General features: G+C 69.6%; 24 protein-coding genes. 8 read left to right on the top strand and 16 right to left on the bottom strand.

The window, feature by feature from the left end:
- Positions 1-102: 102 nt before the first annotated feature.
- Positions 103-2,277 carry a catalase gene (locus tag I7X18_RS26465; protein ID WP_193045930.1) on the top strand — a complete coding sequence of 725 codons (2,175 nt, stop codon included), beginning with the start codon at positions 103-105 and terminating at the stop codon, positions 2,275-2,277.
- A gap of 3 nt (positions 2,278-2,280) precedes the next feature.
- Here the strand turns inward: I7X18_RS26465 and dinB are convergent, their stop codons facing one another.
- Positions 2,281-3,492 (bottom strand): DNA polymerase IV, encoded by a 1,212-nt coding sequence (gene dinB, locus I7X18_RS26460; protein ID WP_193045793.1) that lies wholly within the window; start codon positions 3,490-3,492, stop codon positions 2,281-2,283.
- Positions 3,493-3,516: 24 nt separating this feature from the next.
- The gene (locus I7X18_RS26455) at positions 3,517-4,155 is read right to left on the bottom strand and encodes a TetR/AcrR family transcriptional regulator (protein ID WP_193045794.1); all 639 of its coding nucleotides are present in this window, start codon (positions 4,153-4,155) and stop codon (positions 3,517-3,519) included.
- 76 nt (positions 4,156-4,231) lie between these two features.
- On the opposite strand from I7X18_RS26455, the gene I7X18_RS26450 reads away from it, so the two are divergent.
- Positions 4,232-5,701, top strand: coding sequence for a flavin-containing monooxygenase (locus tag I7X18_RS26450; protein ID WP_193045795.1), 1,470 nt, complete (start codon positions 4,232-4,234; stop codon positions 5,699-5,701).
- 84 nt (positions 5,702-5,785) lie between these two features.
- Here the strand turns inward: I7X18_RS26450 and rraA are convergent, their stop codons facing one another.
- The 6 genes from rraA to I7X18_RS26420 form a co-directional block, all read right to left on the bottom strand.
- Complete coding sequence (rraA, locus tag I7X18_RS26445; RefSeq protein ID WP_193045796.1) at positions 5,786-6,265, bottom strand: ribonuclease E activity regulator RraA; 480 nt, start codon at positions 6,263-6,265, stop codon at positions 5,786-5,788.
- Positions 6,262-7,017 (bottom strand): MerR family transcriptional regulator, encoded by a 756-nt coding sequence (locus I7X18_RS26440; RefSeq protein WP_193045797.1) that lies wholly within the window; start codon positions 7,015-7,017, stop codon positions 6,262-6,264. The genes rraA and I7X18_RS26440 overlap by 4 nt, the downstream gene beginning before the upstream one ends.
- Positions 7,018-7,061: 44 nt before the next feature.
- A complete protein-coding gene (locus I7X18_RS26435; RefSeq protein WP_193045798.1) occupies positions 7,062-7,511 on the bottom strand; it encodes an Rv3852 family protein in 450 nt (149 codons plus the stop codon).
- Positions 7,512-7,579: 68 nt separating this feature from the next.
- A complete protein-coding gene (locus I7X18_RS26430) occupies positions 7,580-8,530 on the bottom strand; it encodes a CopD family protein (RefSeq protein WP_404822796.1) in 951 nt (316 codons plus the stop codon).
- Positions 8,506-9,030, bottom strand: coding sequence for a copper resistance CopC family protein (locus I7X18_RS26425; RefSeq protein WP_193045799.1), 525 nt, complete (start codon positions 9,028-9,030; stop codon positions 8,506-8,508). The genes I7X18_RS26430 and I7X18_RS26425 overlap by 25 nt, the downstream gene beginning before the upstream one ends.
- A 22-nt stretch (positions 9,031-9,052) precedes the next feature.
- On the bottom strand, positions 9,053-9,709 hold the full coding sequence (locus I7X18_RS26420; protein WP_193045800.1) for a DUF6474 family protein: 657 nt from the start codon (positions 9,707-9,709) through the stop codon (positions 9,053-9,055).
- A 213-nt stretch (positions 9,710-9,922) separates the two neighbouring features.
- Between I7X18_RS26420 and I7X18_RS26415 the strand changes: the two genes are divergently transcribed.
- The 3 genes from I7X18_RS26415 to I7X18_RS26405 are packed head-to-tail and all read left to right on the top strand — an operon-like array spanning position 9,923 to position 12,598.
- Positions 9,923-10,927 carry a hypothetical protein gene (locus I7X18_RS26415; RefSeq protein ID WP_193045801.1) on the top strand — a complete coding sequence of 335 codons (1,005 nt, stop codon included), beginning with the start codon at positions 9,923-9,925 and terminating at the stop codon, positions 10,925-10,927.
- 40 nt (positions 10,928-10,967) lie between these two features.
- Entirely contained in the window at positions 10,968-11,459 is a 492-nt protein-coding gene (locus I7X18_RS26410) for an ImmA/IrrE family metallo-endopeptidase (protein ID WP_193045802.1), read from the top strand.
- Complete coding sequence (locus I7X18_RS26405; protein WP_193045803.1) at positions 11,456-12,598, top strand: hypothetical protein; 1,143 nt, start codon at positions 11,456-11,458, stop codon at positions 12,596-12,598. Before I7X18_RS26410 ends, I7X18_RS26405 begins: the two co-directional genes overlap by 4 nt.
- Positions 12,599-12,644: 46 nt before the next feature.
- On the opposite strand, the gene I7X18_RS26400 is transcribed toward I7X18_RS26405, so the two are convergent.
- The 5 genes from I7X18_RS26400 to I7X18_RS26380 all read right to left on the bottom strand — a co-directional run bounded on the left by I7X18_RS26400 (position 12,645) and on the right by I7X18_RS26380 (position 16,051).
- Complete coding sequence (locus tag I7X18_RS26400; RefSeq protein ID WP_193045804.1) at positions 12,645-13,043, bottom strand: transcriptional regulator; 399 nt, start codon at positions 13,041-13,043, stop codon at positions 12,645-12,647.
- A 408-nt stretch (positions 13,044-13,451) separates the two neighbouring features.
- Positions 13,452-14,159, bottom strand: coding sequence for a TMEM165/GDT1 family protein (locus tag I7X18_RS26395; RefSeq protein ID WP_193045805.1), 708 nt, complete (start codon positions 14,157-14,159; stop codon positions 13,452-13,454).
- 256 nt (positions 14,160-14,415) lie between these two features.
- Positions 14,416-14,949 carry a peptidase gene (locus I7X18_RS26390; protein ID WP_193045806.1) on the bottom strand — a complete coding sequence of 178 codons (534 nt, stop codon included), beginning with the start codon at positions 14,947-14,949 and terminating at the stop codon, positions 14,416-14,418.
- A 194-nt stretch (positions 14,950-15,143) separates the two neighbouring features.
- A complete protein-coding gene (locus tag I7X18_RS26385) occupies positions 15,144-15,767 on the bottom strand; it encodes a superoxide dismutase (protein ID WP_193045807.1) in 624 nt (207 codons plus the stop codon).
- 128 nt (positions 15,768-15,895) lie between these two features.
- Positions 15,896-16,051, bottom strand: a complete 156-nt coding sequence (locus I7X18_RS26380) for a hypothetical protein (RefSeq protein WP_193045808.1) — start codon at positions 16,049-16,051, stop codon at positions 15,896-15,898.
- A 582-nt stretch (positions 16,052-16,633) separates the two neighbouring features.
- Between I7X18_RS26380 and I7X18_RS26375 the strand changes: the two genes are divergently transcribed.
- The 3 genes from I7X18_RS26375 to I7X18_RS26365 are packed head-to-tail and all read left to right on the top strand — an operon-like array spanning position 16,634 to position 18,879.
- Positions 16,634-16,975, top strand: coding sequence for a rhodanese-like domain-containing protein (locus tag I7X18_RS26375; protein ID WP_193045809.1), 342 nt, complete (start codon positions 16,634-16,636; stop codon positions 16,973-16,975).
- Positions 16,976-16,996: 21 nt separating this feature from the next.
- Positions 16,997-18,043, top strand: a complete 1,047-nt coding sequence (locus I7X18_RS26370) for a DUF4328 domain-containing protein (protein WP_193045810.1) — start codon at positions 16,997-16,999, stop codon at positions 18,041-18,043.
- 5 nt (positions 18,044-18,048) lie between these two features.
- Positions 18,049-18,879 carry a glycerophosphodiester phosphodiesterase gene (locus tag I7X18_RS26365; RefSeq protein WP_193045811.1) on the top strand — a complete coding sequence of 277 codons (831 nt, stop codon included), beginning with the start codon at positions 18,049-18,051 and terminating at the stop codon, positions 18,877-18,879.
- Here the strand turns inward: I7X18_RS26365 and I7X18_RS26360 are convergent.
- The 3 genes from I7X18_RS26360 to I7X18_RS26350 form a co-directional block, all read right to left on the bottom strand.
- Positions 18,876-19,421, bottom strand: a complete 546-nt coding sequence (locus I7X18_RS26360; protein WP_193045812.1) for a ferritin — start codon at positions 19,419-19,421, stop codon at positions 18,876-18,878. The genes I7X18_RS26365 and I7X18_RS26360 overlap by 4 nt on opposite strands.
- Before the next feature lie 135 nt (positions 19,422-19,556).
- The gene (locus I7X18_RS26355; RefSeq protein WP_404822801.1) at positions 19,557-20,756 is read right to left on the bottom strand and encodes an LCP family protein; all 1,200 of its coding nucleotides are present in this window, start codon (positions 20,754-20,756) and stop codon (positions 19,557-19,559) included.
- A gap of 106 nt (positions 20,757-20,862) precedes the next feature.
- Positions 20,863-21,642: a CPBP family intramembrane glutamic endopeptidase gene (locus I7X18_RS26350; RefSeq protein ID WP_193045813.1), complete on the bottom strand. Its 780-nt coding sequence runs from the start codon at positions 21,640-21,642 to the stop codon at positions 20,863-20,865.
- Between the last annotated feature and the right edge of the window lie 2 nt (positions 21,643-21,644).

Raw genomic sequence — 21,644 nt, 5'->3', positions numbered from 1 at the left:
GGCGGTGCCCGCTTCGCGCGGTGACGTGACGGAAGGGACCCCATGGCGGCAGACCGCGGAGCAAAAGAGACCATCAAGGGCGTCGTCAAAGACGCCAAGGACATGGTCAAAGACGCGGCCGAACGGGTGCTTCAACACAGCCCGAGCTACATCCCCGGCATGCCGGGTTCGGAACCGCCGTCGTTCGAGGAGCCGACCACCCCGCGCGAGCCGCTGCCTCCCAAGCCGGATCAGTCCGGACCCGACTTGCGCACGGCCACCGGAATTTCCGTCGGCGGCTCGCGGACCGCGCGCGGGCAGCAGGGCGAATACCTGACCACCGCCCAGGGCGCGAGACTGTACGACACCGATCACTCACTCAAGGCCGGCGCACGCGGGCCGACGCTGCTGCAGGATCACCACCTGCGGGAGAAGATCACCCACTTCGACCACGAGCGCATCCCTGAGCGCGTGGTGCACGCCCGTGGCGCCGCGGCTCACGGGGTGTTCCGCGGTAACGGCGCCGCCGAGAAGATCTGCAAGGCCGCGTTCCTGAAATCCGGTGCGGAAACCGATGTGTTCGTTCGGTTTTCGACGGTGCTGGGTTCTCGCGGATCGGCCGACACGGTGCGTGACACCCGCGGGTTCGCCACCAAGTTCTACACCGACGAGGGCACGTTCGATCTCGTCGGCAACAACATTCCGGTGTTCTTCATCCAGGACGGCATCAAGTTCCCCGACGTCGTCCACGCCGCCAAACCGCATCCGGACCGGGAGATCCCGCAGGCCCAGAGCGCGCACGACACGTTCTGGGACTTCGTGTCCCTGCACACTGAGGCCCAGGCCCACACCATGTGGAACATGTCCGACCGCGGTATCCCGCGGTCCTACCGGATGATGGAGGGCTTCGGGGTCCACACCTTCCGGCTGACCGGTCCCGATGGCACGACATCGCTGGTGAAGTTCCACTGGAAGCCGCGCCTGGGGGTGCATTCGCTGGTTTGGGAGGAGGCGCAGATCGCCGCCGGAATGGACCCCGACCTGCATCGCCGCGACCTCGCGGACGCGATCGAGAAGGGCGCCTATCCCGAGTGGGACCTCGGCGTGCAGGTGATGCCGGATACACCGGATCAGATGTTCGAAGGCATCGACCTCCTCGACCCGACGAAGATCGTGCCCGAAGAACTCGCACCCGTGCAGCTGATCGGCACGTTGCAGCTCAACCGCAACCCCACCAATTTCTTCGCCGAGACCGAACAGGTGGCGTTCCACCCGGGCCATCTGGTGCCCGGCATCGACGTCACCGACGATCCGCTCCTGCAGGCGCGGCTGTTCTCCTACCTCGACACCCAGCTGACCAGGCTGGGCGGACCCAACTTCGGCCAGATCCCGATCAACCGCCCGCACGCACCGGTCAACGACATGTTCCGGGACGGCTTCCACCAGCATGGCGTGCACCCCGGCGTCGCGCCGTACAAGCCGAACTCACTCGACGGAGGATGCCCGTTCCTCGCGGGTGCGGACAACGGGGCGTTCATCGAGGTGCCGACCGCTGTCGTCGAGTCGACGAAACTCCGCGCCGCACCGGCGTCGTATGACGACCACTTCTCTCAGGTGGCGATGTTCTACCGCAGCCTGAGCCCCGTGGAGCAGGCTCACATCGTCGAGGCGTACACCTTCGAGCTGGGTAAGTGCTACGAGCAGGCGATCAAGGAACGTCAGCTCGTGGTCCTGGCGAATATCGACGCGGAACTGTGCGCGGCGGTCGCCGCCGGGCTGGGACTCGAGCCGCCCGCTCCCACCGTCGCCCCGGTCGATCCCGCGGTGCTCAGCCCGGCACTGTCGCAGGTCGGTCAGACCTGGCCGGTGGAGGGCCGCAACATCGGCGTCCTCACCGGTCCGGACTCCGACATCGCCGAGGTGGCGGCGGTTGTCGACGCGTTGGGGGCGGCGAAGCTGGTGCCCCTGGTGATCGCCTCGCACGGCGGAACCCTCGACCACGAGGGTGGCAGCGTGCCGATCTCGCGGACGTATGCGACCGCTCGTTCCATCGAGTTCGACGGCCTCGTCCTCGCGGGATCGCCCACGACCGTCCAGGCGAAGATTCTCGTCGACGAGGCGTTCCGGCACTTCAAGGCGCTGGCCGTGCTCCCACAGGGTTCGGAGTTGCTCGCGCTGTCGGGTGTCGGCGCCGATTCCGAAGGTGTGCTCAGCGCGTCGGACCCCGCGGGCCTGGCGGCCTCGCTCATCGAGGGTCTCGGCGAACACCGGGTCTGGGGGCGGGTGGTCCCGGCCTGACGGTCAATCCGGCAGCATAGGAATCTCCAATCCGGGGTCGCGGCCCATCAGCACACCCCGGGTGACGGCCAGGTTGCCGTAGCGCGTGCGTACCTGGTCGACGGCGGCGTCGAGCGCGACGGTGTCGTGAACCGGACCGAACGGCAACTCGAGCTGCTGGGCGCCGTCGCGGTCGATGTTGGACACGGCGAACCCGATCAGCGTGAGGCCGCGCTGGGCGATCTCCGGGGTGGCCGCGGCGACCAGGCCGCGCGCGGCGGCGAGGACGGCCTCGGTCGACGCCGTCGCGCGCGGCATGGTGTGCGAGCGGGTGACCCGGCTGAAATCGTCGAAGCGCAGCCGTAGCACGACTGTGCGGCCCGTGCGGCCCGCCGTGCGCATCCGGCGGGTGATGCGGTCGACGAGGTTGACCACGACGGCGTCCACCTCGGTGGCCGACATCGTGTTCCCGCGCCGGCCCAGGGCCCGTTGGGCACCGACCGAGCGGCGCCGGACGCCGGTGACCACCCGGCGCCGGTCGATGTTGCGCGACAGCGCGTAGAGCTGGTGGCCCATGGCGCCGCCGACCATCGACGCCAGCGTGGACTCGCCCAGTTCCGCGACGTCGGCGACGGTCTGGACCCCGTGGGCGTGCAGCTTCTCGGCCGTCTTCGCCCCCACGCCCCACAGCCGCCGCACCGGCAGCGGATGCAGGAACGCCAACTCGCGGTCGGGCGGCACCAGTAGTAACCCGTCGGGCTTGCCCTCCTGGCTGGCGACCTTGGCGAGGAACTTCGTGCGCGCGATCCCCACGGTGATGGGCAGCCCGACCTCGTCGCGAACCCTGGCCCGTAGCGTTGCGCCGATCTCCACGGGTGTGCCCGACACCCGGCCCAGGCCCGACACGTCGAGGAACGCCTCGTCGACCGAGAGCGGTTCGACGATCGGGGTGGTGTCGCGGAAGACCTCGAACACGTCGGCGCTGGCCTGGGAGTAGGCCGCCATCCGCGGGGGGACGACGATCGCCTGCGGGCACAACCGGCGGGCCTGGTGCCCGCCCATCGCGGTGCGCACGCCGTACGCCTTGGCCTCGTAACTGGCCGCGAGCACCACCCCGGCGCCGACAATCACCGGCCTGCCGCGCAGCGCCGGATCGTCGCGCTGCTCGACCGAGGCGTAGAACGAGTCGAGGTCAGCGTGCAGGATGTTCGCCGCAGCTATGACCGACACGAACATATGTTCGCATGAGGGGCCGACGCGTCAGGGGCATTCCCCGTACACCGCACACGTCCACACGTGCACCAGCGAATCGAGTACGCGGTCCGACGGGATGCCGGGGGTCTCGGAGGCGAACGCCGCGAGCAGCGTGCGCTCGTTCATCAGGTTGAGCGCCGTCGCGAGGTCGTGGGCGGGCAGCGTGTCCGGGGCGGCGCCGCGCCGGCGCTCGGCCTCGATGGTCGCCGCGGTGAAGTCGATCCACCTCTGCATGAACTTCGCGAAGACGTCGCGGACCTCGGCGTTGTCCGAAGCGGACGCCGCGACTGTGACGCTGCGGTGGGCGCCGAAGGTGTCGAAGAACACCGTGATCCCGGGGCGCCAGACGTCACGGTCCTCCGACGTCCCCGCGGCGGCGGCCGCTGCCTCGAGCGCGGCGTCGGCCTCCCGGATCACCCGCTCCCACAGCGTCAGCAGCACTGCCTCTTTCGAGCCGAAGTAGAAGTAGAAGGTCGGTCGCGAGATGCCCGCACCCTTCGCCAGGTCGTCGACGGAGATCTCGGCGAACGCCCGTGTCTCGAGCAGCTGCTCGGCGGTCGCCAGGATGGCCTGTTCGCGGTCGTCACCCGACGGGCGGGCCGACCGGCGGCCGCGTGGTGCGCGGGCCTGGCTGGCGGTGGTCACGTCGCTGACTTTACACGGCGTTGAAATTCTCGACACACTGTTGACGTTATCGACACGCTGTTGATAGCTTGACAGCATGACCGAATTTGTCGACGTTGTGATCATGGGAGCCGGGATCTCCGGCATCAGCGCCGCCTGGCACCTGCAGGGCCAGTGCCCCGGCAAGAGTTACGCGATCCTCGAGCGTCGCGAGAACCTCGGCGGGACCTGGGACCTGTTCAAGTACCCCGGCATCCGGTCGGACTCCGACATGTACACGCTCGGGTTCCACTTCAAGCCGTGGGCCACCGACCAGAGCATCGCCGACGGGCCGTCGATCTGGAATTACCTCAACGAAGCGGCCACCGAGAACGGCATCGACAAGCACATCCGGTACGGCCACCGGGTTGTCGCCGCCAACTGGTCGGACCAGGACAACCACTGGGAGCTGACCATCGACCGGGGCGGCGAGGAGATCCAGCTCAACGCCGGCTTCCTGTGGGCGTGCAGCGGCTACTACAACTACGACAAGGGCTTCTCGCCGGAGTTCACCGGGGCCGACGACTTCGGCGGCACCGTCGTGCACCCGCAGCACTGGCCGGAGGATCTCGACTACCAGGGCAAGAACGTCGTCGTGATCGGTAGCGGCGCCACCGCGATCACGCTGATCCCCGCGTTGATCAACAACGGTGCCGGCCACGTCACGATGTTGCAGCGCACACCGACCTACATCGGAGCGCTGCCCGACAAGGACCCCTTCGCCGCCCGCGCCTACCGGCTGCTGCCCGAGAAGCCCGCGTACACGGCCGTGCGGTGGAAGGCCATCATGCAGGCGATGACGCAATACCAGATCGCCCGCGCCTTCCCGAACACCTTCCGGAAACTGTTGCGCAAGATGGCCGAACGCCGGTTGCCGGAGGGGTACGACTACGACAGGCACTTCGCGCCCGACTACAAGCCGTGGGATCAGCGCGTGTGCCTGGCCCCGAACGGCGACATCTTCAAAGCCATCCGCAAGGGTAAGGCCGACGTCGTCACCGATGCGGTCGAACGGTTCACCGCCGACGGCATCCTGCTGAAGTCGGGGGAGCGCCTCGACGCCGACATCATCATCACCGCAACGGGTTTGAACGTGCAGTTCTTCGGCGGGGCCGAGGTGTTGCGAAACGGCGAACGGTTGAACCTCGCCGATACGGTCGCCTACAAGGGCATGATGCTCTCGGGTATCCCCAACTCGGCGTTCACCTTTGGCTACACCAATGCGTCGTGGACATTGAAGGCCGACCTGACATCGGAGTTCGTCAGCCGGCTGATCAACTACATGGACACCGAGGGGTACGACACCGTCGTCCCGCGGCATCCCGGTGGGGACGTCGAGCGGCTGCCGTTCGTCGACCTGACCTCGGGCTACATCAAGCGTGCGCTCGACAAGCTGCCGAAGTCGGGTTCGAAGACGCCGTGGCGGCTGAAGCAGAACTATCTGGTCGACCTGCGGGTCATCCGCAACAGCAAGATCAACGACGACACACTGCAATTCAGCAAGCACCGCGCGCCGGTATCGGTCTAGTCCTCTCCACTGTGCGGACTCATACGCTCTCTACAGCGTGTTGCGTATGAATCCGCACAGTGGGACGGAGGGCCGGCGGAGTCCCTACGGGGTGACGACGACGATCCCGTCGTCGTCGCTGTAGGCGACGTCACCCGGCGTGAACGTCACGCCGCCGAACGCCACCGACACATCCCGTTCTCCCGCACCGGTTTTCGTACTCTTACGCGGATTGGTGCCCAGCGCCTTGATGCCGATCTCGAGGGTGCGCAGCGTCGACGCGTCGCGCACGGCGCCGTTGACGATCAGCCCGCTCCACCCGCTGTCGCGGCCCAACGCGGCGATCAGATCGCCCACCAGCGCGGTGTGCAGCGAGCCGTCGCCGTCGATCACCAACACCCCGCCGTCGCCGGGCTCCGAGAGCACCGACTTGAGCAGCGCGTTGTCCTGGAAGCACCGCACAGTAGTGATCCGGCCGGCGAATTCCGCCCGCCCGCCGAACTGGCGGAGTTGCAGATCGCAGCTGCGGACGTCGGGTCCGATGTCGTCGACGAGGTCGGCCGTGGCGCGTGGTTCGATGGTCACCGCTCGATGCTAGCGACGACCACGTCGTGCAGATACCGGGCCAACCCCGGCTCGCGGTCGTCGTAGGTGCGGGTGAAGCGCTCGTCGGCCAGGTACATCTGCACCAGGCACAGCTGCATCTCGGCGTCGCAGTCGTAGAACCGCTCGATCGAGGCGCGGTGGCGTGCCGCCAACTGATCGGCCTCCGGAGTTCCCGGGGCGATCCCTGCGCGCTTGGCCGCGGCCAGATCCGCGAGCAGCGCTTCACCTTCGGCCTTGACGTCGATCCAGTCCTGCTTGCTCATCTGCCCGGTGCGCTGCCGGGCCTGGCGCCAGGCATCGGTGTCACCCCAGCGCTCTTCGGCCTCGGCGGCGTACTCGTCGCGGTGCACGGTGCTGCCGAAGATCTCGACCTGTTCCTCGGCCGTCAGCTGGATTCCTTCTTCACGGGCGTTCATCAGTTCCTCCACTGCCTTGATGGTGTGCCGGATGCGGTCGGCGCGTTCGTGCAGCAGCTCGAGCTGGCGTTCGAGGTGCGCGAGGACGTCGGCCTGCGGATCGTCGAGCACGGTGCGGATCTCGTCGAGCGGCAGGCCCACCGACCGGTAGACCAGGACGAGGTGCAGCCGTTCGACGTCGGCGTCGGTGTAGCCCCGGTACCCGGCCGCGGTGCGCACACTGGGCACCACCAACCCGATGTGGTCGTAGTGATGCAGCGTGCGCACCGAGACACCGGTGAGCCGGGCGACCGCCCCGACCGTGTTCGCGTCCATGACGCCACTGTCCACCCTGACGTGGCGTCAGGGTCAAGCGTATTTCAGCGGCGGCGTGCGACCACCACGGCGAGCATCACGAGGAGGGCCGCGGCCACGGCCGCGGCCAGTGGCAACCGGGACTGATCGGGGCCGTCGACCGGCACCGGCGCCGGTCCGGACACCGGATTGCTCGCGGTGGCCACCGTCTTCTTGGCCTCCGCGGCGACCTCCTCGGCCGCCGCGGCGAGATCACCATTGGGGCTGACGAGGTCCGCCGGTGAGGGCGGCGGCTGCTTCTTGGGGGGTGCCGTCTTCTTGGCGGGAGCCTTGTTGGCGGCTTTGGCAGGAGCCTTCTTCGCCACCGCTTTCTTGGCGGGAGCCTTCTTGGCCGACGCTTTCTTGGCGGGCGCCTTCTTCACCGGCGGCACGGCCTCTGCGGCCGGCGGCGCCGGGTCGGCGGGGCGGCCGGAGGTCTCGGCCTGCTCGTCGGGCCCATCCTGGCGGTCTGCCATCGGGGCTGCTCCTTCGCGGTGTCCGGGTGCGGCGACAGTGGCCCCATCATGCCAGGCGGCGTTCCGGTTCATCCGGTGACGGCCAGCGCCGCGGCCACGGTCAGCGCGACCGTCATCACCGCCAACTCCACGAGTGACCTCGTCCGCGACAGTCCGGCGCTGGCGCGATGACCCCGCGCGGCCGGCAGCCAGCGGCTCCGGTTGCGCCACGCCAACACCGCCAGCACGGCCGTCACCAGCAGCTTCGCGGTCAACAGCCGTCCGTAACCGGTCGTCACCAACTCAGCGGGGGAGTCGACGGTGACCAGTGCCCCGACCCCGCCCGCCACGACCAGCACACCGACACAGGCCAGGGCCAGCGCCGAGAACCGCGGCAGCACACGTGCCCACCGACCGCGGTGCGCGACCGTCACCAACAATCCGACCAATGCACCGCACCACAACCCGGCCGCCACCGCGTGCACCGCGACCGCCAGCCCGCCCAGCGGGCTCTCCGTCAGGTGCCCGGCCAGGGTCCGCGCCGCCAACCCCGACGCGGCGACACCCGTCGTGGCGAGCGCCACCGGCGTGGTGCGCGGCGCCGCGACGGCCGCACCGCACACGGCGGCGGCGGCGACCACGCTGACCGCCCCGGCCCGCCCGGCCGCGGTATGGGTGAGGAACTCGAAGTAGGTGTGCACCCCGACGGTCCCGACGGCCAGCGCCGCGGTCTGTGCGCTGACCACGACCATCCGCACCAGTTCGGCCAGCAGCCAGACCGCCGCGCTCACGGCCAGCGGTACCGCCGCCGATCGGGACAACTCGCCGCGGTACCGGCCGGTGTCGAGCAGCGGCACCACTGCCAGCCCGAGCGTGACGATCGCCGCGCAGTCCGCTGCCGCGCGGACAGCCGTACCGCTCAGTGCGTTCTGCGGCCGGCCCAGCGCCCACGCCGCCACCGACGTCGCCGCGATGACGGCGATACCGCCGACGGCCGCCCGCCAGTGCGGCCGGGTCACGTCCGGCGTCGCGCCGCCCACCAGGCGGCTGCCCCGACAGCCACGCAGGCGCCCACGATGAAGGGCCACACCGGAGGGTCGTCGGCCGGAGCGGGCGGCGGTGCCAGTACCGCGGCCGACGGCCCGGGTGTCCCGGTGCCGCTGACGGTCAGATCGAAGGACCACGAACCCGTGACCACGTGGCCGTCAGCCGACGTCGCGCGGTAGTTGACGGTGTAGGTGCCCGACGGCCCGAGCGGCCGCAGGTCGACGGCCACGACCGCATCGCGCACCTGCGGCGCACCCGTCGACCACAGGTTGCCGTCCGGACCCACGACGGTCATCGCGGCGAACGCCGACTGCATGGTCTCGTTGAACGTCGCGCTCACCCGGGCGGGTGCCTGGGTCAGCGTCGCTCTGTCGGCGGGATCGGTGCCGATGACCGCGGCGTGCGCGGAGGCCGTGCCCGCACCTGCCACCGACAGCGCGACGAGCAGGACCGCGGTGACCGCAGCCGCGAACCAGCGCGCGAGGAATTGCATACCAACGTCTTTCGTCGAACGGTCAGGCCACGCCGAGCCGGGCCATCAGGTCGGCGTCGATGCCGTCGAGCTGTTCGGTGATCGCGGCGTGGGCGGCCCGCCGGCGCGCGGTCGGCATGTTCTCCGCGGCGGCGACGGCGGCCGACAGGTCTCCGAGCCGCTCGGTGATGGCGGTGACGAATTGCTTGGTCTCGGCGTCCTTCGGCTTCTTCTGGGAGACGAGCCGCACGGACTGCTCCGCACCGGCGATCCGCGCGGACAGCTCCGCGCCGTTGCCGGAGAATTGGCCGAGCTGGCTCAGCGGAACCCCGAGGCGGTCGGCGCGGCGCTCGTCGGCGAACCCGCGGGCCGCCACCGAGACGCGATACACCAGCGGCACCGCGATCGGGGCGAGCAGCCTGGCCACGGTGAGCATCCGCCGGATGCGGCCGGCGGAGAAGATCTTGCCCTCCCTGGCCGCCTTCAACTGCATCTCAGCAACCTTGAGCGCGCTGCGGTCACTCTCCCGCTGGGCGCGTAGCTGAGACTTCAGTGCCCGCGTCTCCGCCTTCTGCTGGGACTTGTGGCGACGGGCCTCGTTCTTGGCCGAGAGCCTGGCTTCCAGCTTCGCCTTGGCCTTGATGGCGCGGGCCTCGGCTCGGCGGGTAGCGCGGCTTTTGCGTCGTCTGAACAAACCCATTCCCCGCAACCCTCCGGTCCTCTGTTCGCCCGCCCTGCGCGTGGCTGTGTCGGTGCAGTCCAACCCTAGCGGTCGAATGCGGCCCGGCGACGCCCGCGCCCTGCCGCGGCTGGCTGATTCTTCGCACTAGCAAACGCGAGGCCACTATTGTGCGAGAATCGTCCCAACGGTATGAAAACCCCGTAGGGGCGGGGTTCGAGGGGCGGTGACGAGGTGGGATCGCGCGTACGCGTCGCCGCGTCGGCCTGCCTGGTGGCCGCCGGCCTGTTCCTCACCGGTCTGGGTGGAGCGATGGCATTCGCCGAGTCCGACGACGTCGGCGCGGCGTCCGTTGGCGCCGGCGCCGCCGATCCGGGTGCCGATGGCGATCTGGCACGACCCGATGCCGACCGTACGAAAACCCATGAGAGCCAGGATGATCCGGAGCCCGACGACACCGGGGCGCCGGAGACCGACCGGCCGGACAGCCCGTCGACCTCGGCGCGTGGTCGCCACTGGCCGCCGAGTTGGTCGCGGCTTCCCCGCTGGGCGTGGCCACACCACCCCGTCAAGACGAGTGCGGAGCCGTCGAGCACACCCGCGACGACACCGGTGACGCCCTCGACCACGGCCCCGACGACAACCCCCTCGACCACGAGCCCCACCACAACCAGCCCCACCACAACCAGCCCCACCACGGCACCGTCCCCGGCCCCCGGCGACACCGGCAGTGACCACGATGGATCCGAGGGGCTGCCGCCGAAGCTGGACGAACCGGGGCCCGTGACACCCAGCGTCATCGACGCGGTGCCGGGTCTGCCGGTGGTGGTGCCGATGGCGCCGGTCGCCGTCCCGGTGATCGGCGTCCCACCGATCGGGCTGCCGTCGGTGGTCGGCGTCGGCTCAGCCGGTTCCGGTTCCGGTGGCAGTGGCGGCGGGGCCGCACCGCGGGCAGGATCGCCGGGCGTCCCGGCGCGTGGCGCACCAGCGCAGGAGCCGGCGGCCCGCAGGCCCGACGTGCCCGTCCGCAGCGGTGAGCCCGCGGCCGTGCCCGCAAGCTTCCGCGTCGGATACGGCGAGTACCTGCGGACCGCGGGTGTCGCGCAGATCGCCGCGGTGGCCGTACCTGGCACCGCCGGAATCATGGTGTTGACCGGGCTCGGCGGCCTCGTGGGATACCGGCAGGCCAAAGCCGGCCGGGTGGTCCGCACCGAGAGCATCGCCCGCTTCATGAATTAACCGGCCCGGCCGGCACATCCAGACGACGGAGAGGGGAGACATGCCAACGAATCGCGCCGTCACGCGCGCCGTCAGCGCCGTACTCGAGCTGGCACCGCGACGTGGTGAAGTCTCGCTGCCCCGCCTGGTGCAGGCGGTCAGCGCCGACCGCGGACGGCCGATCGAGGTCAAGACCGCCGACCTGCCGCCCGGCGTGTGCGGGCAGTGGCGCCAGTACGCCGAGCGCGACGAGTTCCTGATCCAGCAGGGGCTGCCCGCCTGGGACCGCACACTGGCCCATGAGCTCGGACATCTGGTGCTCGGCCACGAAGGGATCCCGGTGGTGCAGGCCGCCCGGCAGAACACCGAGGTCGCCAGCTCCGAGCTCATCGGATACATGCTCAACCAGCGCACCGGCTGTATGGGCCCCAGCGGCGAGGACGCCGAACAGGAGGCGGAGGATTTCGCGGCCCTGCTGATCTACCGGCTCGGCCGGCTGCCGTGCGACCGCTCCTCGATCGTGCAGATCCGCCTCGGAGAGGCGTTTGGTTGATCGTCTGGGGCATCGCCGGATTGCTCGGCTTGGCGACCGGTCTGCGCATCGGGTGGGCGCTGGTCAACAAACAGTCGTTGGTCAGCACCGCGATGATCCTGGCGCTCGGCAACCTGGCGGCGGTGGCGGCGCTGAGCTGGCAGCCGCTGACCCTGCTCGTCGACACCCTGGTCGGTTGGCCGAACATCGCGATGGCGTTCAGCCAGATCGCGCTGATCATGTGCGCGGCGGGCAGCTGCGTGATGATCACGACGGTCGCCTCGGCGCGCACCCCCTCGGCGACCCGGAGTCTCGCGCTCGCGCAGTACGCCCCCGCAGCCGTCATCGCGGCGCTCAGCCTGGCGCTGTTCTTCGCCGAAGGTCAGCAGCCCGAGATGTCCCCGGAGGAGTACCTGCGGCGCAACCTCGGTGCGAGCAGTACATCGTGGCTGCTGCCGCTGATCTACGTGCTGCTGGCGATGTCGCTGGTCATGTGGTCGGGGTTGCGACACTCCAGCCGCAGCCGTCGGGGCCGCGCGCTGTTCGTCTTCACCCTCGGCATCGCGCTGATCCTGGTGGTGACGGTCCTGTTCCTGCTGCGCGCGGTAGGCCTCGCCGAATCGGTGGAGATGGGTGCCGCCGCCACGCTGCTCGGGTGCGCCATGGTCGCGGTGGCCGTCGGGGCGCTGCTGCCCAGCATCGAGGACTGGTTCGGGGCGCGGCGTGAGCTGCGGATCATCGAGCCACTGACGGCCGAACTCGGCCGCCGCCACCCCGACGTGGGCATCGGCGTCCGACCGCACGGCCCCCTGGTCTTCCGGGTCGCCGAGCGCATGTCGCTGATCTCCGACGCGCTGTTCCTCGAGGCGTCCAAGGAACTGCGGACCGTGGACGCGCCGTCCGGCCACGGCGCCGCAGACCCGGACCGAGTGACGGAACCTTTGGCGTCGGCCCCCGCGGTGAGCCCCACCGAACAGGCGCGGGCCATCGCGGAGTGGATCTTCGCCGGACGGGAGGACTCACCGGGCAGCGGTCACGCGCGCTTTCCGGGATTCGGGTGGCTACGCCAGCCGGACGAGTATGCGGACCGGGAATGGATACTCGCGATCGCCCGGCAGTACCAGGCACTGGATCGCGGGAGCGTCAGCGCAAGAACCTGAGGCAAACACCAACGGCTTCGCCGCCCGCCGCCGCAGCGGGCCGGACTCAGTCGTCGAGGTGCTCTTTGCGGCGCAGTTCGTCCACCTTGGCGACGATGTCCTGCTGGGCCTCCGGGGACAACCCGACCGTGCGTGCCGCGATCCGGCGGACGCCCTCGTCACGCATGTTGGCCAGCCACGTCAGCTCTTTGTCGAGCTTCTCGTAGTACTCGTCGTCGGTGAAGTAGGCGGGCTTGATCCGGAAGAAGTTCGCCAGGGCCGCCATGGTCGCCTGCGAGGGATTGGTGCGGTTGCCCGAACGCAACTGTGAGAGGTACGGCGCCGACATCGTGATGCCTTCTGACTTGAGCGCACCGATCACTTCGGCGGATGTGTGCGGTCCCCGGCCGGGCGGATAGACCGTGTCGAATAGTCGGTTCAGCCGTGCGGCGAACGTCGTGCTCATCGAATTGACCTCCACATGCGTGACGAGCGGGCTAAAGGTGCGGCGTATTTGCTGACCATCGTAGCGAGACTTATGCTCCCAACCAAGTGCAAACCGCCCAAATGTTGATGTGTGCTCGTTCACCAGGGCGCGGAAACCGCGTGGAACTGCGGATTCGTCGGTATCGAGCAGGGTGCAACCATGACCGGAAGCAAATAATAACGGATCCGTAGCATACGCTGTGCTGGACACGCTCTCAGGTGGCTCCCAGCAATCGTTGGACCCACCACCGCGCGCATCGGCGGCCGAGTCGTCACGGATTCAGGCGTTTGCCGCCCCTGCGGCCGTCGGTGGCGCAGTGCGACCCGAGCCGGTTGAACCGGCCGCCGGCCGCGGGACTGCGGGAGGTCAACGGTAGCCTGCCGCAGGTCAGACCGTCTCGGACGACGATTCCCGCGGCGGCGTGCCCGCCTCGGCGCGGGCGCGCCTGGCCCGCATGCTGCGTACCACGGCGACGGCCACCACGACGGCTGCCACGCCGCCCGTCGCGACGACCGCCACGACCCGCCAGCCGAGCGCGGCGTCGAACAGCATCCAGAGGCCGAAGAGCAGGAAGAGCACGCTCGCCATCGCATGCAGGAAGCCATCGGGCAGACGCCTGTGCAGCATTGCCCCCGCGAGAATGGCAACGCCGTCGGCGAGCACCATGCCCACGGTCGCACCGATCCAGACGCCGATGGCGTCGCGGTCGCTTGCCAGCGCCACCGTCGCCAGCATGGTCTTGTCGCCGAGTTCGGCAAGGACGAACGACGAGATGATCGCCAGCACGACGAAGCGCGGTTCGGCCACGCGGACGTCCTCGTCGGCGGCGTTGCGACCCTCACGCCACGTCCACGCCGCGAACAACAGGAAGGCGATGGCCGCCGCGAACGCGATCGGCTTCTCGGGCAGCGTCACGCCGAGGAAGTGGCCGATCGCCACCGACAGCCCGTGGACGAGCATGGCGGCGATGCCGACGCCGGAGAGCACCACCCACCAGCGATGGCGCAGCGCGTAGGTCATCGTGATGAGTTGCGATTTGTCGCCGAGTTCGGCGACGGAGACGACTACGAGGCTGACCAGGGCGGCGCCGAGCATCGGACACACCTTTCGACACGTCGCCGGAGCATCCGAGAATGCGCCGGCAGCTGAGTCGAAGGTCTCGCCCACCGAGGGTGCGGTTCGCCGGCCGGGCCCGAGGGCCAGTATGTCGACACGACGATTCGGGGCTACTCCCCTTCGCTGACTCCCTCGACGATAGCCGCGGCGTACCCGGCACGCCAGCGCCACAGGCGATTTCGGGTAGCCGTATTCTCCGATGCGGGAAGTGGTGTTCGCGGGCTTCCGGAGGCCGCTACGCGGCGAGCAGCATGGCCAGCACGGCGGTGTCGGGATGGCTGATGGGGTCGACACCGACCCGGCTGACCATCGACGTGACGGTGCCGTCGGACTCCGCCTCCACCCAGGCCGCGCGGTGCTCGAGGCCCAGATGGGGTAGCCCGGGCAGCAGCACGCACCCGGATGCAGCGCCGGTGCACTCCGGCAGCGACGGTGTGGTCTCCGACGGCGGATGCAGCATGAGCAGCGCCGGCGGTTGGCGTTCGGCGAAGTAACCGGGCGGCACCGCGGCGTCCCCGACGACTGTGCCCTCGGCGAGTACTAGCCCGACGGTGCCGGGTTCGGGTTCGTCGGGCAGGTCCTCTCGCACACCGAAAATCGTTGTGGTGGACAGCAATCCGGGCAGCGACGCGACCCGGACGGTGACCATCAGCAGCTGCGCCCACTCTTTGGTGGAGTCGGGCCAGCGCCCCGACACGACGAAGCCCTTGAGTGAACCGCCGGAGTGAAAGGGCGCGATCCCGATCGCCCGCCCGGACCCTGTCTCCATGTACGCCTCCGAGGCATCGGTGTTCGTCGTGGACCGACACGCCTGCGGGTCGTGTGATCAGGATGCGGCAGCAGTGTGCTGGCACGCAAGACGACACGAGTGCCAACGCACGATGAACCGGCACACAACGAGAGCGGGGCGCCGCGCGAATTCGCGCGGCGCCCCTCGTGCGAGTCTGGCGATGAGCCGGTCGGTCAGCCCAGGATGATGCCGCTGGCGGCACTCGTGGCCGTGGCGAACCGGTTCTGCACGTCCTCCCAGTTGACGACGTTCCAGAACGCCTTCACGTAGTCGGCCTTCACGTTCTTGTACTGCAGGTAGTACGCGTGCTCCCACATGTCGACCTGAAGCAGCGGGATGATGCCCAGCGGGACGTTGCCCTGCTGGTCGAACAGCTGGAACGTCAGCAGCTTCTGGCCCAGCGTGTCGTAGCCGAGCACCGCCCAGCCGGAGCCCTGCAGGCCGTTGGCCGCGGCGGTGAACTGCGCGCGGAACTGGTCGAACGAGCCGAACGCATCGTCGATCGCGGCCGCCAGCTCACCGGTCGGCTTGTCGCCGCCGTTGGGCGAGAGGTTCTTCCACCAGATGGTGTGGTTCACGTGTCCGCCGAGGTGGAACGCGAGGTTCTTCTCGTTGAGGAAGATCGCGGAGTGGTCTCCGCTGTCGCGCGCCTCCGCCAGCTTCGCCAGGGCGTCGTTCGCCCCCTTGACATACGTGGCGTGGTGTTTGCTGTGGTGGAGCTCGTTGATCTGCCCCGAGATGTGCGGTTCTAGTGCGCCATAGTCGTAATCAAGATCGGGCAAGGTGTATTCAGCCATAAGGTCCCTTCCTCATCAGCGATTGATGGAGCACGACATGCTCGACATCGGTGTCAACCTTGCTCCATCGCAGCGCGCACCGCAAGAAACGCGCGCCTCGCCTCCACTGATACCCGACTGCGCAGAGATCAGAACAAAACGATCAGGGCGAGGATGCCCAGCAGAACCAGCGCGATGACACCTGCCCGCAGGCACGCGATCAACTGGTTGCGGGTGTGCACGCGCGTCGACGCGTGCCACTCCGACGGCGGCATCGCCGAACCGCCCATCGGGTGAGACGCCATCAGAAGCTCCTGACCTGCACGATCAACACATACCCCCAGTGAGATCTGTCACACGGCAACCGTGTGACGCCGATCATAACCGGTGACGAACGCCGGAGGAAATCCGCCCGGCGGTGATGGTGGCTACTCGCGGTCCGCCGACGTCAGAGGCGTTTCCCGCCGCCCGGCGCAACCCCGCGGCGGGGTTCGGATCGCGATGCCCCCAACCGACCCGCGGCCGGGTCCGCCGGGCGGTGGCGGGGACGTGCGGCAGATGGCCCCGGCGTGTCAGCGGGCTCTCGCGCCGGTTCCTTGGCAAAGTCAGGTCCCACCCCGACGGACGGGCCGCTTCGGGCGCGGCTCCCAGGCGACGTTAGTGACGCTAACGATTTCGCTCCGCGGTTTCGTTACCCGTGTGTGACCTTTATGCATACTCACGGTTTATCCACAGTTTCACTCGGCACGTGCACCGTCCACGAGCGCATATTCGATCGGGCCGACATCCGGCCTGTGGATGAACCTGTGGAAACTGTGGATAAGACCGCGATTGCTGTCCGGCGGAGGACACGCGCGAGTCGGCGCAGACGTGACAGCATGGGACCCATGGACGACGTCGAGGTGATACAGGCCGACGTGGCCGAGCTGCCCACCGCGTTCGACGAGTCGGCGTTGCTGCTCGACGTGCGCGAGGACGACGAATGGCGGACCGGACACGCCCCCGATGCGGTGCACATCCCCATGGGTGACGTCCCGTCCCGGCTCGCCGAGGTGAACCCGGAGGCCACGGTCTACGTGATGTGCCACGCGGGCGGCCGGTCGCAGCGCGTGGCGCAATACCTGGCGCGCAACGGGTACCGGGCCGTGAACGTCAGCGGCGGCATCATGGCCTGGTCCGCCGCCGGCCGGCCGGTCGTCACCGACGACGGTCGCGCCGGGAGCTTCTGACACCGTCGCTAGGCTGATCCGATGATCCAGGTGTGTTCCCGCTGCGGAACGCGGTGGAACGTGCGTGACCGGGAGCGGCAGCTGTGTCCCCGGTGTCAGGGCGCGCTGTTGGCACCGTCGGCACCCTCCGTACCGACTGCGCCGGCCTCACCCGGTGCGGAGTGGAGCGCCGCCCAAGCCCGGCCCGGGACCACGGGCGTTCCGCCGCGCCTCCCTCCCGGCTACCGGTGGATCGCGGTGCGGCCCGGTGCTCCACCTCCGCCGCGCGCCCGCCGCCGACCGCTCGGACCCACGCCGCGCTACGCGACGACCCCGCGCTGGGGCCTCGTCGAGCACTTCGACACCGTCGACACCTCCGGAGCCGAAGCCCGCACCGGCCCGTCGGCGGCCGCTGTGCGCACCACGCTGATGGCCACCATGGCGGTGCTCGGTGCCACCGCCGCCGTACACGCGCTGCGGTACCTGCTGCTGCTGATCAACCGCACCACCCTTCTGCACCCGGTGGTCGCGGGGGTGGCGACCTGGCTGGGTGTCGCGATGAGCGTCGCGGCGGCGTTCCTGGTGGTCGGCAGCATCGTGCTGCTGACGAACTGGCTCATCGCCCGCCGCGGTGCGGCCTACGCCTACCGCGGGCAGTCCGATCCGCGGGATCCGCTGCGGCTCCGGCTGGGCTGTCTGGTGCCGTTCGTCAACCTGTTCTTCGCGCCGGTCTACCTACTCGAACTCGCCGCGGTGGAGAGCCGGATCTCGACGCTGCGCAGGCCGATCATCGTGTGGTGGATCCTGTGGGCGTTCAGCACCGTCGTGTCGGTGTTCTCGATCGCGACCAGCTTCACCACCGATCCGCAGGGCATCGCCGACAACACCGTGGTGACCACGATCGCCTACCTGATGGCGCTGGCCACCCTCCTCGTGGCGCACCGCGTGGTGTCCGGATTCGAACAGGCGCCGGTGTCGCGGCCGGTCAAGCGCTGGGTGATGGTGCCCGACGACAACCCGTCGGATACGCAGGCGGACGGTGAATCCGGCCGTCCGGTTGAGTCCAGAGGGCAGAACCCGGCAGCATAGGGCTCATGAACCCGGATGACGGCATGCTCGGCGGTCATCCGTTCGTCGTAGCGCACCGCGGGGCGTCGGCCGACCGGCCCGAACACACGCTGGCGGCCTACGAGCTGGCCCTCAAGGAAGGCGCGGACGGCGTCGAATGCGATGTCCGGCTGACCCGCGACGGGCATCTGGTGTGCGTACACGACCGTCGCGTGGACCGGACGTCGTCGGGGACCGGGGTGGTCAGCGAGATGACGCTGCCCGAGATGCGGGCACTGGACTTCGGTTCATGGCACGCCAGCCGGCGCCCGGACGCAGGCGCCGACATGACCGAGGTGTTGACGCTGGAGACCCTCGTCGAGCTGGTGCTGGACTGGCACCGGCCGGTGAAGTTGTTCATCGAGACCAAACATCCGGTGCGCTACGGCGCCCTGGTGGAGAGCAAGGTGTTGGCGCTGCTGCACCGGTTCGGGATCGCGGCGCCGGCCTCGGCCGACCTCTCGCGGGCGGTCGTGATGTCGTTCTCGGCGGCCGCGGTGTGGCGCATCCGGCGGGCCGCGCCGATGCTCCCGACGGTGCTGCTCGGGGAGACGTCACGCTATCTCGGCGGAAGCGCGGCGACGACCGTCGGGGCGACGGCTGTGGGGCCGTCGATCATGACGCTGCGCGAACATCCCGAACTGGTGGACCGCGCCGCCGCCCAGGGGCGTGCCCTGTACTGCTGGACGGTCGACCACTACGAGGACGTGCGGTACTGCCGCGACCTCGGGGTGGCCTGGGTGGCCACGAACCACCCCGGCCGCACCAAGGACTGGCTGCAGAACGGCTTGACCGGCGCGGCAGGCACCGACCGCTAGAGCGCGCCGCCCGCCGCCCGCGGGGCACTCGAATCCGCCCCGGCGCCGGCCATGTCCCTGGCGACGAAGTCCTCGAGGTGGAACAGGTTGGCGCCCGCGCGCTCGGCGATGCGGACCAGGGTCGTCATCTGCGCGACCTCTTCGACCTGCTCCTTGAGGAACCACTGCATGAACTGCTCGCCAAGGTAGTCGCCCTCTTCGCGCGCCACACTGGCCAGCCGGCTGATCTGCTCGGTGACGGTGCGCTCGAGATCCAGGGCCAGGGCCAGGGCGTCCCGCGCGGAGTCGAACCGGTTGCACACCTCGTCGACACCGGGGACCTCGAGCTCGACGTCGCGGTCCAGCAGGTACTGCACGAGCATCATGGCGTGGTTGCGCTCTTCGACGGACTGGCCGTAGAAGTGCTTGGCGAGCTGCGGCAGGTCGGCGCCGTCGAAGTACACCGCGATCGCGATGTATTGCTGAGCGGCGGTGAATTCGCTGCGGATCTGCTCTTTGAGAAGTCCGTGGAATTTGGTGTCGAGAGCGCCGGATGTCGTCATGCCGAAGACGATATCCCAGGTCAAACGGTATTGTCAGCCAAGGTCAACCTTACTGAGGAAAGGTTCCCCTAAGCTGCGCTCGTAATTTGTGACGACGGTAACAATTCCGGCCACAGTTTGCTGACGCCGGTGACTCTAGCCGGTCGGGCCGGGGTCGAGCACGTCGGCTGGTATCGGCGTGTCGGCGGCCATCGCCTCGAACAGCCGGCTTGCCGCAGCGCTGTCCCAGACCACGACGGCCCCGGAGCCGCTGCTGGTGAACTCGCCGATCGGGACCGTCGTGGTGGTGAGGTCACCGCGCAGCGCCCAGCCGAGCCGGGCGAGGTCCCACACGTGCGCGCCGGTGTCGACGGTCAGGGCGTCACCGGCCGCGTGTGCCATCGGCAGCCAGCGCAACGGGTTGAGGAACACCGCGGGGCTGGCCGCGCGGTGCAGCAGCGCCGACATGAACACCCGCTGGTTGGTCATCCGGTCGAGATCGGCGCGCGGGGTGGCCCGGGTGCGTACGAAGCCGAGCGCGTTGCGGCCGTCGAGTTCCTGGCAGCCCGCGGGCAGGTCGATGCCGGCCAGGGGATCGTTGATCGGCTCGGACGGGCACATGGTCACCCCGCCGACGGCGTCGACGATCGAGGCGAACCCGTCGAATCCGACCTCGGCGTAGTGGTCGAGGCGCAGCCCGGTCGCCTGTTCGACGGTCTGCGCCAGCAGCGGCGCACCGCCCAGCGCGTACGCGGCGTTGATCTTGTCCTCCCCGTAACCGGGGATCGGCACGTAGGAGTCGCGGGGGAGCGACACCATCGTCGCCGGGGCGCTCGAGCCCAGTCCGGGGAGGTGGACCAGCATGATCGTGTCGGTTCGCCCGGTGCCGACCTCACCGCCGGTGGCGAGTCGCGCCTGCTGGTCGGCATCCAGGCCGGCCCTGCTGTCGGAGCCGACCAGCAGCCAGGTGGTGCCCCGGCCGGCGGCGGGCCGGTCCGGGTAGGCGGTCAGCGCGGGAATGCGCTGCAGCGACGTGTCGACCCACACGACCAGGCCCACCAGCACGACGACCGCGACGAGCAGCACGGTCATGACGATCCGGCCCCAGTGGCGTTTACGGCGGGGGCGGGCGGCGGCCACCGGGGGCGGAACGGGCGGGCGGACCGGTGGACGAACGGCCGGCCGGGCCGGTGCCGGTGGCCGCGCGGACCGCGGGGGTGGGGGCTGGTGCCGCAGCTGCGGCGGTGGCGGGGGTGGTAGGCGCCGCTCCCACGCCGGCGGCGGGGGCGCCGGGGGTGTCGGCGGGTTGGGCGGCCACACGGGCGGCGGCCGGTGGCCGGGGGCGCGGCGGATCACCTGCGACGGCTCATGCGGACCGTTCGGCCCCCTCCCGCTGCCGGGCGGGCCGGGCCTGCCGGGATTCGGGTTCACAGCGAAAAATGTACGTGCCCGCACCGGCCGGTCACTGCAACCAGCCGAGGTGTCCGGCCGCCAGGGCGTAGCCGACGAACGCCACGGCGTCGATCAGCGCGTGCGCGATGATCAGCGGCCACAGCCGCCCGGTGCGGTGCCAGACGTATCCGAACACCAGGCCCATCGCGACGTTGCCGAGGCCGGCGCCGAAGCCCTGGTACAGGTGGTATGCCCCGCGCAGCAGGCTCGCCGCGACGATCGCCACGACGGGGTTGACCCGAAGCTGCCGCAGCCGGGTCAGCAGGAAGCCGACCACGATGATCTCCTCGGCCCACCCGTTGGCGAACGACATCGCCAGCAGCACCGGGATGCGCCACCACGTGTCGTACAGTTCGGCGGGTTCGACCGAGGCGTTGAGGCCCAGGACACGGGCCACCTGGTAGAGCGCCAGCCCGGGCAGTCCGATCAACGCGGCCAGCCCGAGGCCGCCGAGCAGGTCGGGGCGCACCCGCGGCCGCGCCAGCCCGATGTCGGCCAGGCGGAAGCCGCTGCGCCACAACAGGTAGACCCCGAGTGCCCCCCACGCCAGGAGCTGGAACACGCCGGCCAGGTTCAGTCCGAGGTCGAGGAGGTCGAATGTGGACCGGCGCGGGTTGAGCGCGACCACCTGGCCGGACAGGCCGAGCAGCACGGACTCGAGCAGCCGCAGTGACGCGGTGTAGGCGCTGAGGCCGAACGTGACCGCGAGGACGACGGCGATCTCGATGCGCACCGCGCGGCGCTGCCGGGCGTCGAGCACATCGGGCAGCTCGTCTAGGGGCCGGGTCACCG

Origin of the sequence: Mycolicibacterium baixiangningiae (assembly GCF_016313185.1) — a bacterium.
Taxonomy (GTDB): Bacteria; Actinomycetota; Actinomycetes; order Mycobacteriales; family Mycobacteriaceae; genus Mycobacterium; species Mycobacterium baixiangningiae.
The sequence above is the reverse complement of the archived record's forward strand: the minus strand, read 5'-3'. Positions and strand labels throughout refer to the sequence as shown.

What these genes read in the sequence shown, in the direction of transcription:
- I7X18_RS26410 (WP_193045802.1), top strand. Translation starts at nt 10,968, where the DNA reads ATGCCAACGAATCGCGCCGTCACGCGCGCCGTCAGCGCCGTACTCGAG.
- I7X18_RS26360 (WP_193045812.1), bottom strand. Translation starts at nt 19,421, where the DNA reads ATGACGACATCCGGCGCTCTCGACACCAAATTCCACGGACTTCTCAAA.
- I7X18_RS26375 (WP_193045809.1), top strand. Translation starts at nt 16,634, where the DNA reads ATGGACGACGTCGAGGTGATACAGGCCGACGTGGCCGAGCTGCCCACC.
- I7X18_RS26400 (WP_193045804.1), bottom strand. Translation starts at nt 13,043, where the DNA reads ATGAGCACGACGTTCGCCGCACGGCTGAACCGACTATTCGACACGGTC.
- I7X18_RS26380 (WP_193045808.1), bottom strand. Translation starts at nt 16,051, where the DNA reads ATGGCGTCTCACCCGATGGGCGGTTCGGCGATGCCGCCGTCGGAGTGG.
- I7X18_RS26385 (WP_193045807.1), bottom strand. Translation starts at nt 15,767, where the DNA reads ATGGCTGAATACACCTTGCCCGATCTTGATTACGACTATGGCGCACTA.
- I7X18_RS26440 (WP_193045797.1), bottom strand. Translation starts at nt 7,017, where the DNA reads ATGGACGCGAACACGGTCGGGGCGGTCGCCCGGCTCACCGGTGTCTCG.
- I7X18_RS26465 (WP_193045930.1), top strand. Translation starts at nt 103, where the DNA reads ATGGTCAAAGACGCGGCCGAACGGGTGCTTCAACACAGCCCGAGCTAC.
- I7X18_RS26425 (WP_193045799.1), bottom strand. Translation starts at nt 9,030, where the DNA reads ATGCAATTCCTCGCGCGCTGGTTCGCGGCTGCGGTCACCGCGGTCCTG.
- I7X18_RS26395 (WP_193045805.1), bottom strand. Translation starts at nt 14,159, where the DNA reads ATGCTCGGCGCCGCCCTGGTCAGCCTCGTAGTCGTCTCCGTCGCCGAA.
- I7X18_RS26450 (WP_193045795.1), top strand. Translation starts at nt 4,232, where the DNA reads ATGACCGAATTTGTCGACGTTGTGATCATGGGAGCCGGGATCTCCGGC.
- I7X18_RS26370 (WP_193045810.1), top strand. Translation starts at nt 16,997, where the DNA reads ATGATCCAGGTGTGTTCCCGCTGCGGAACGCGGTGGAACGTGCGTGAC.
- I7X18_RS26390 (WP_193045806.1), bottom strand. Translation starts at nt 14,949, where the DNA reads ATGGAGACAGGGTCCGGGCGGGCGATCGGGATCGCGCCCTTTCACTCC.
- dinB (WP_193045793.1), bottom strand. Translation starts at nt 3,492, where the DNA reads ATGTTCGTGTCGGTCATAGCTGCGGCGAACATCCTGCACGCTGACCTC.
- I7X18_RS26420 (WP_193045800.1), bottom strand. Translation starts at nt 9,709, where the DNA reads ATGGGTTTGTTCAGACGACGCAAAAGCCGCGCTACCCGCCGAGCCGAG.
- I7X18_RS26365 (WP_193045811.1), top strand. Translation starts at nt 18,049, where the DNA reads ATGAACCCGGATGACGGCATGCTCGGCGGTCATCCGTTCGTCGTAGCG.
- I7X18_RS26435 (WP_193045798.1), bottom strand. Translation starts at nt 7,511, where the DNA reads ATGGCAGACCGCCAGGATGGGCCCGACGAGCAGGCCGAGACCTCCGGC.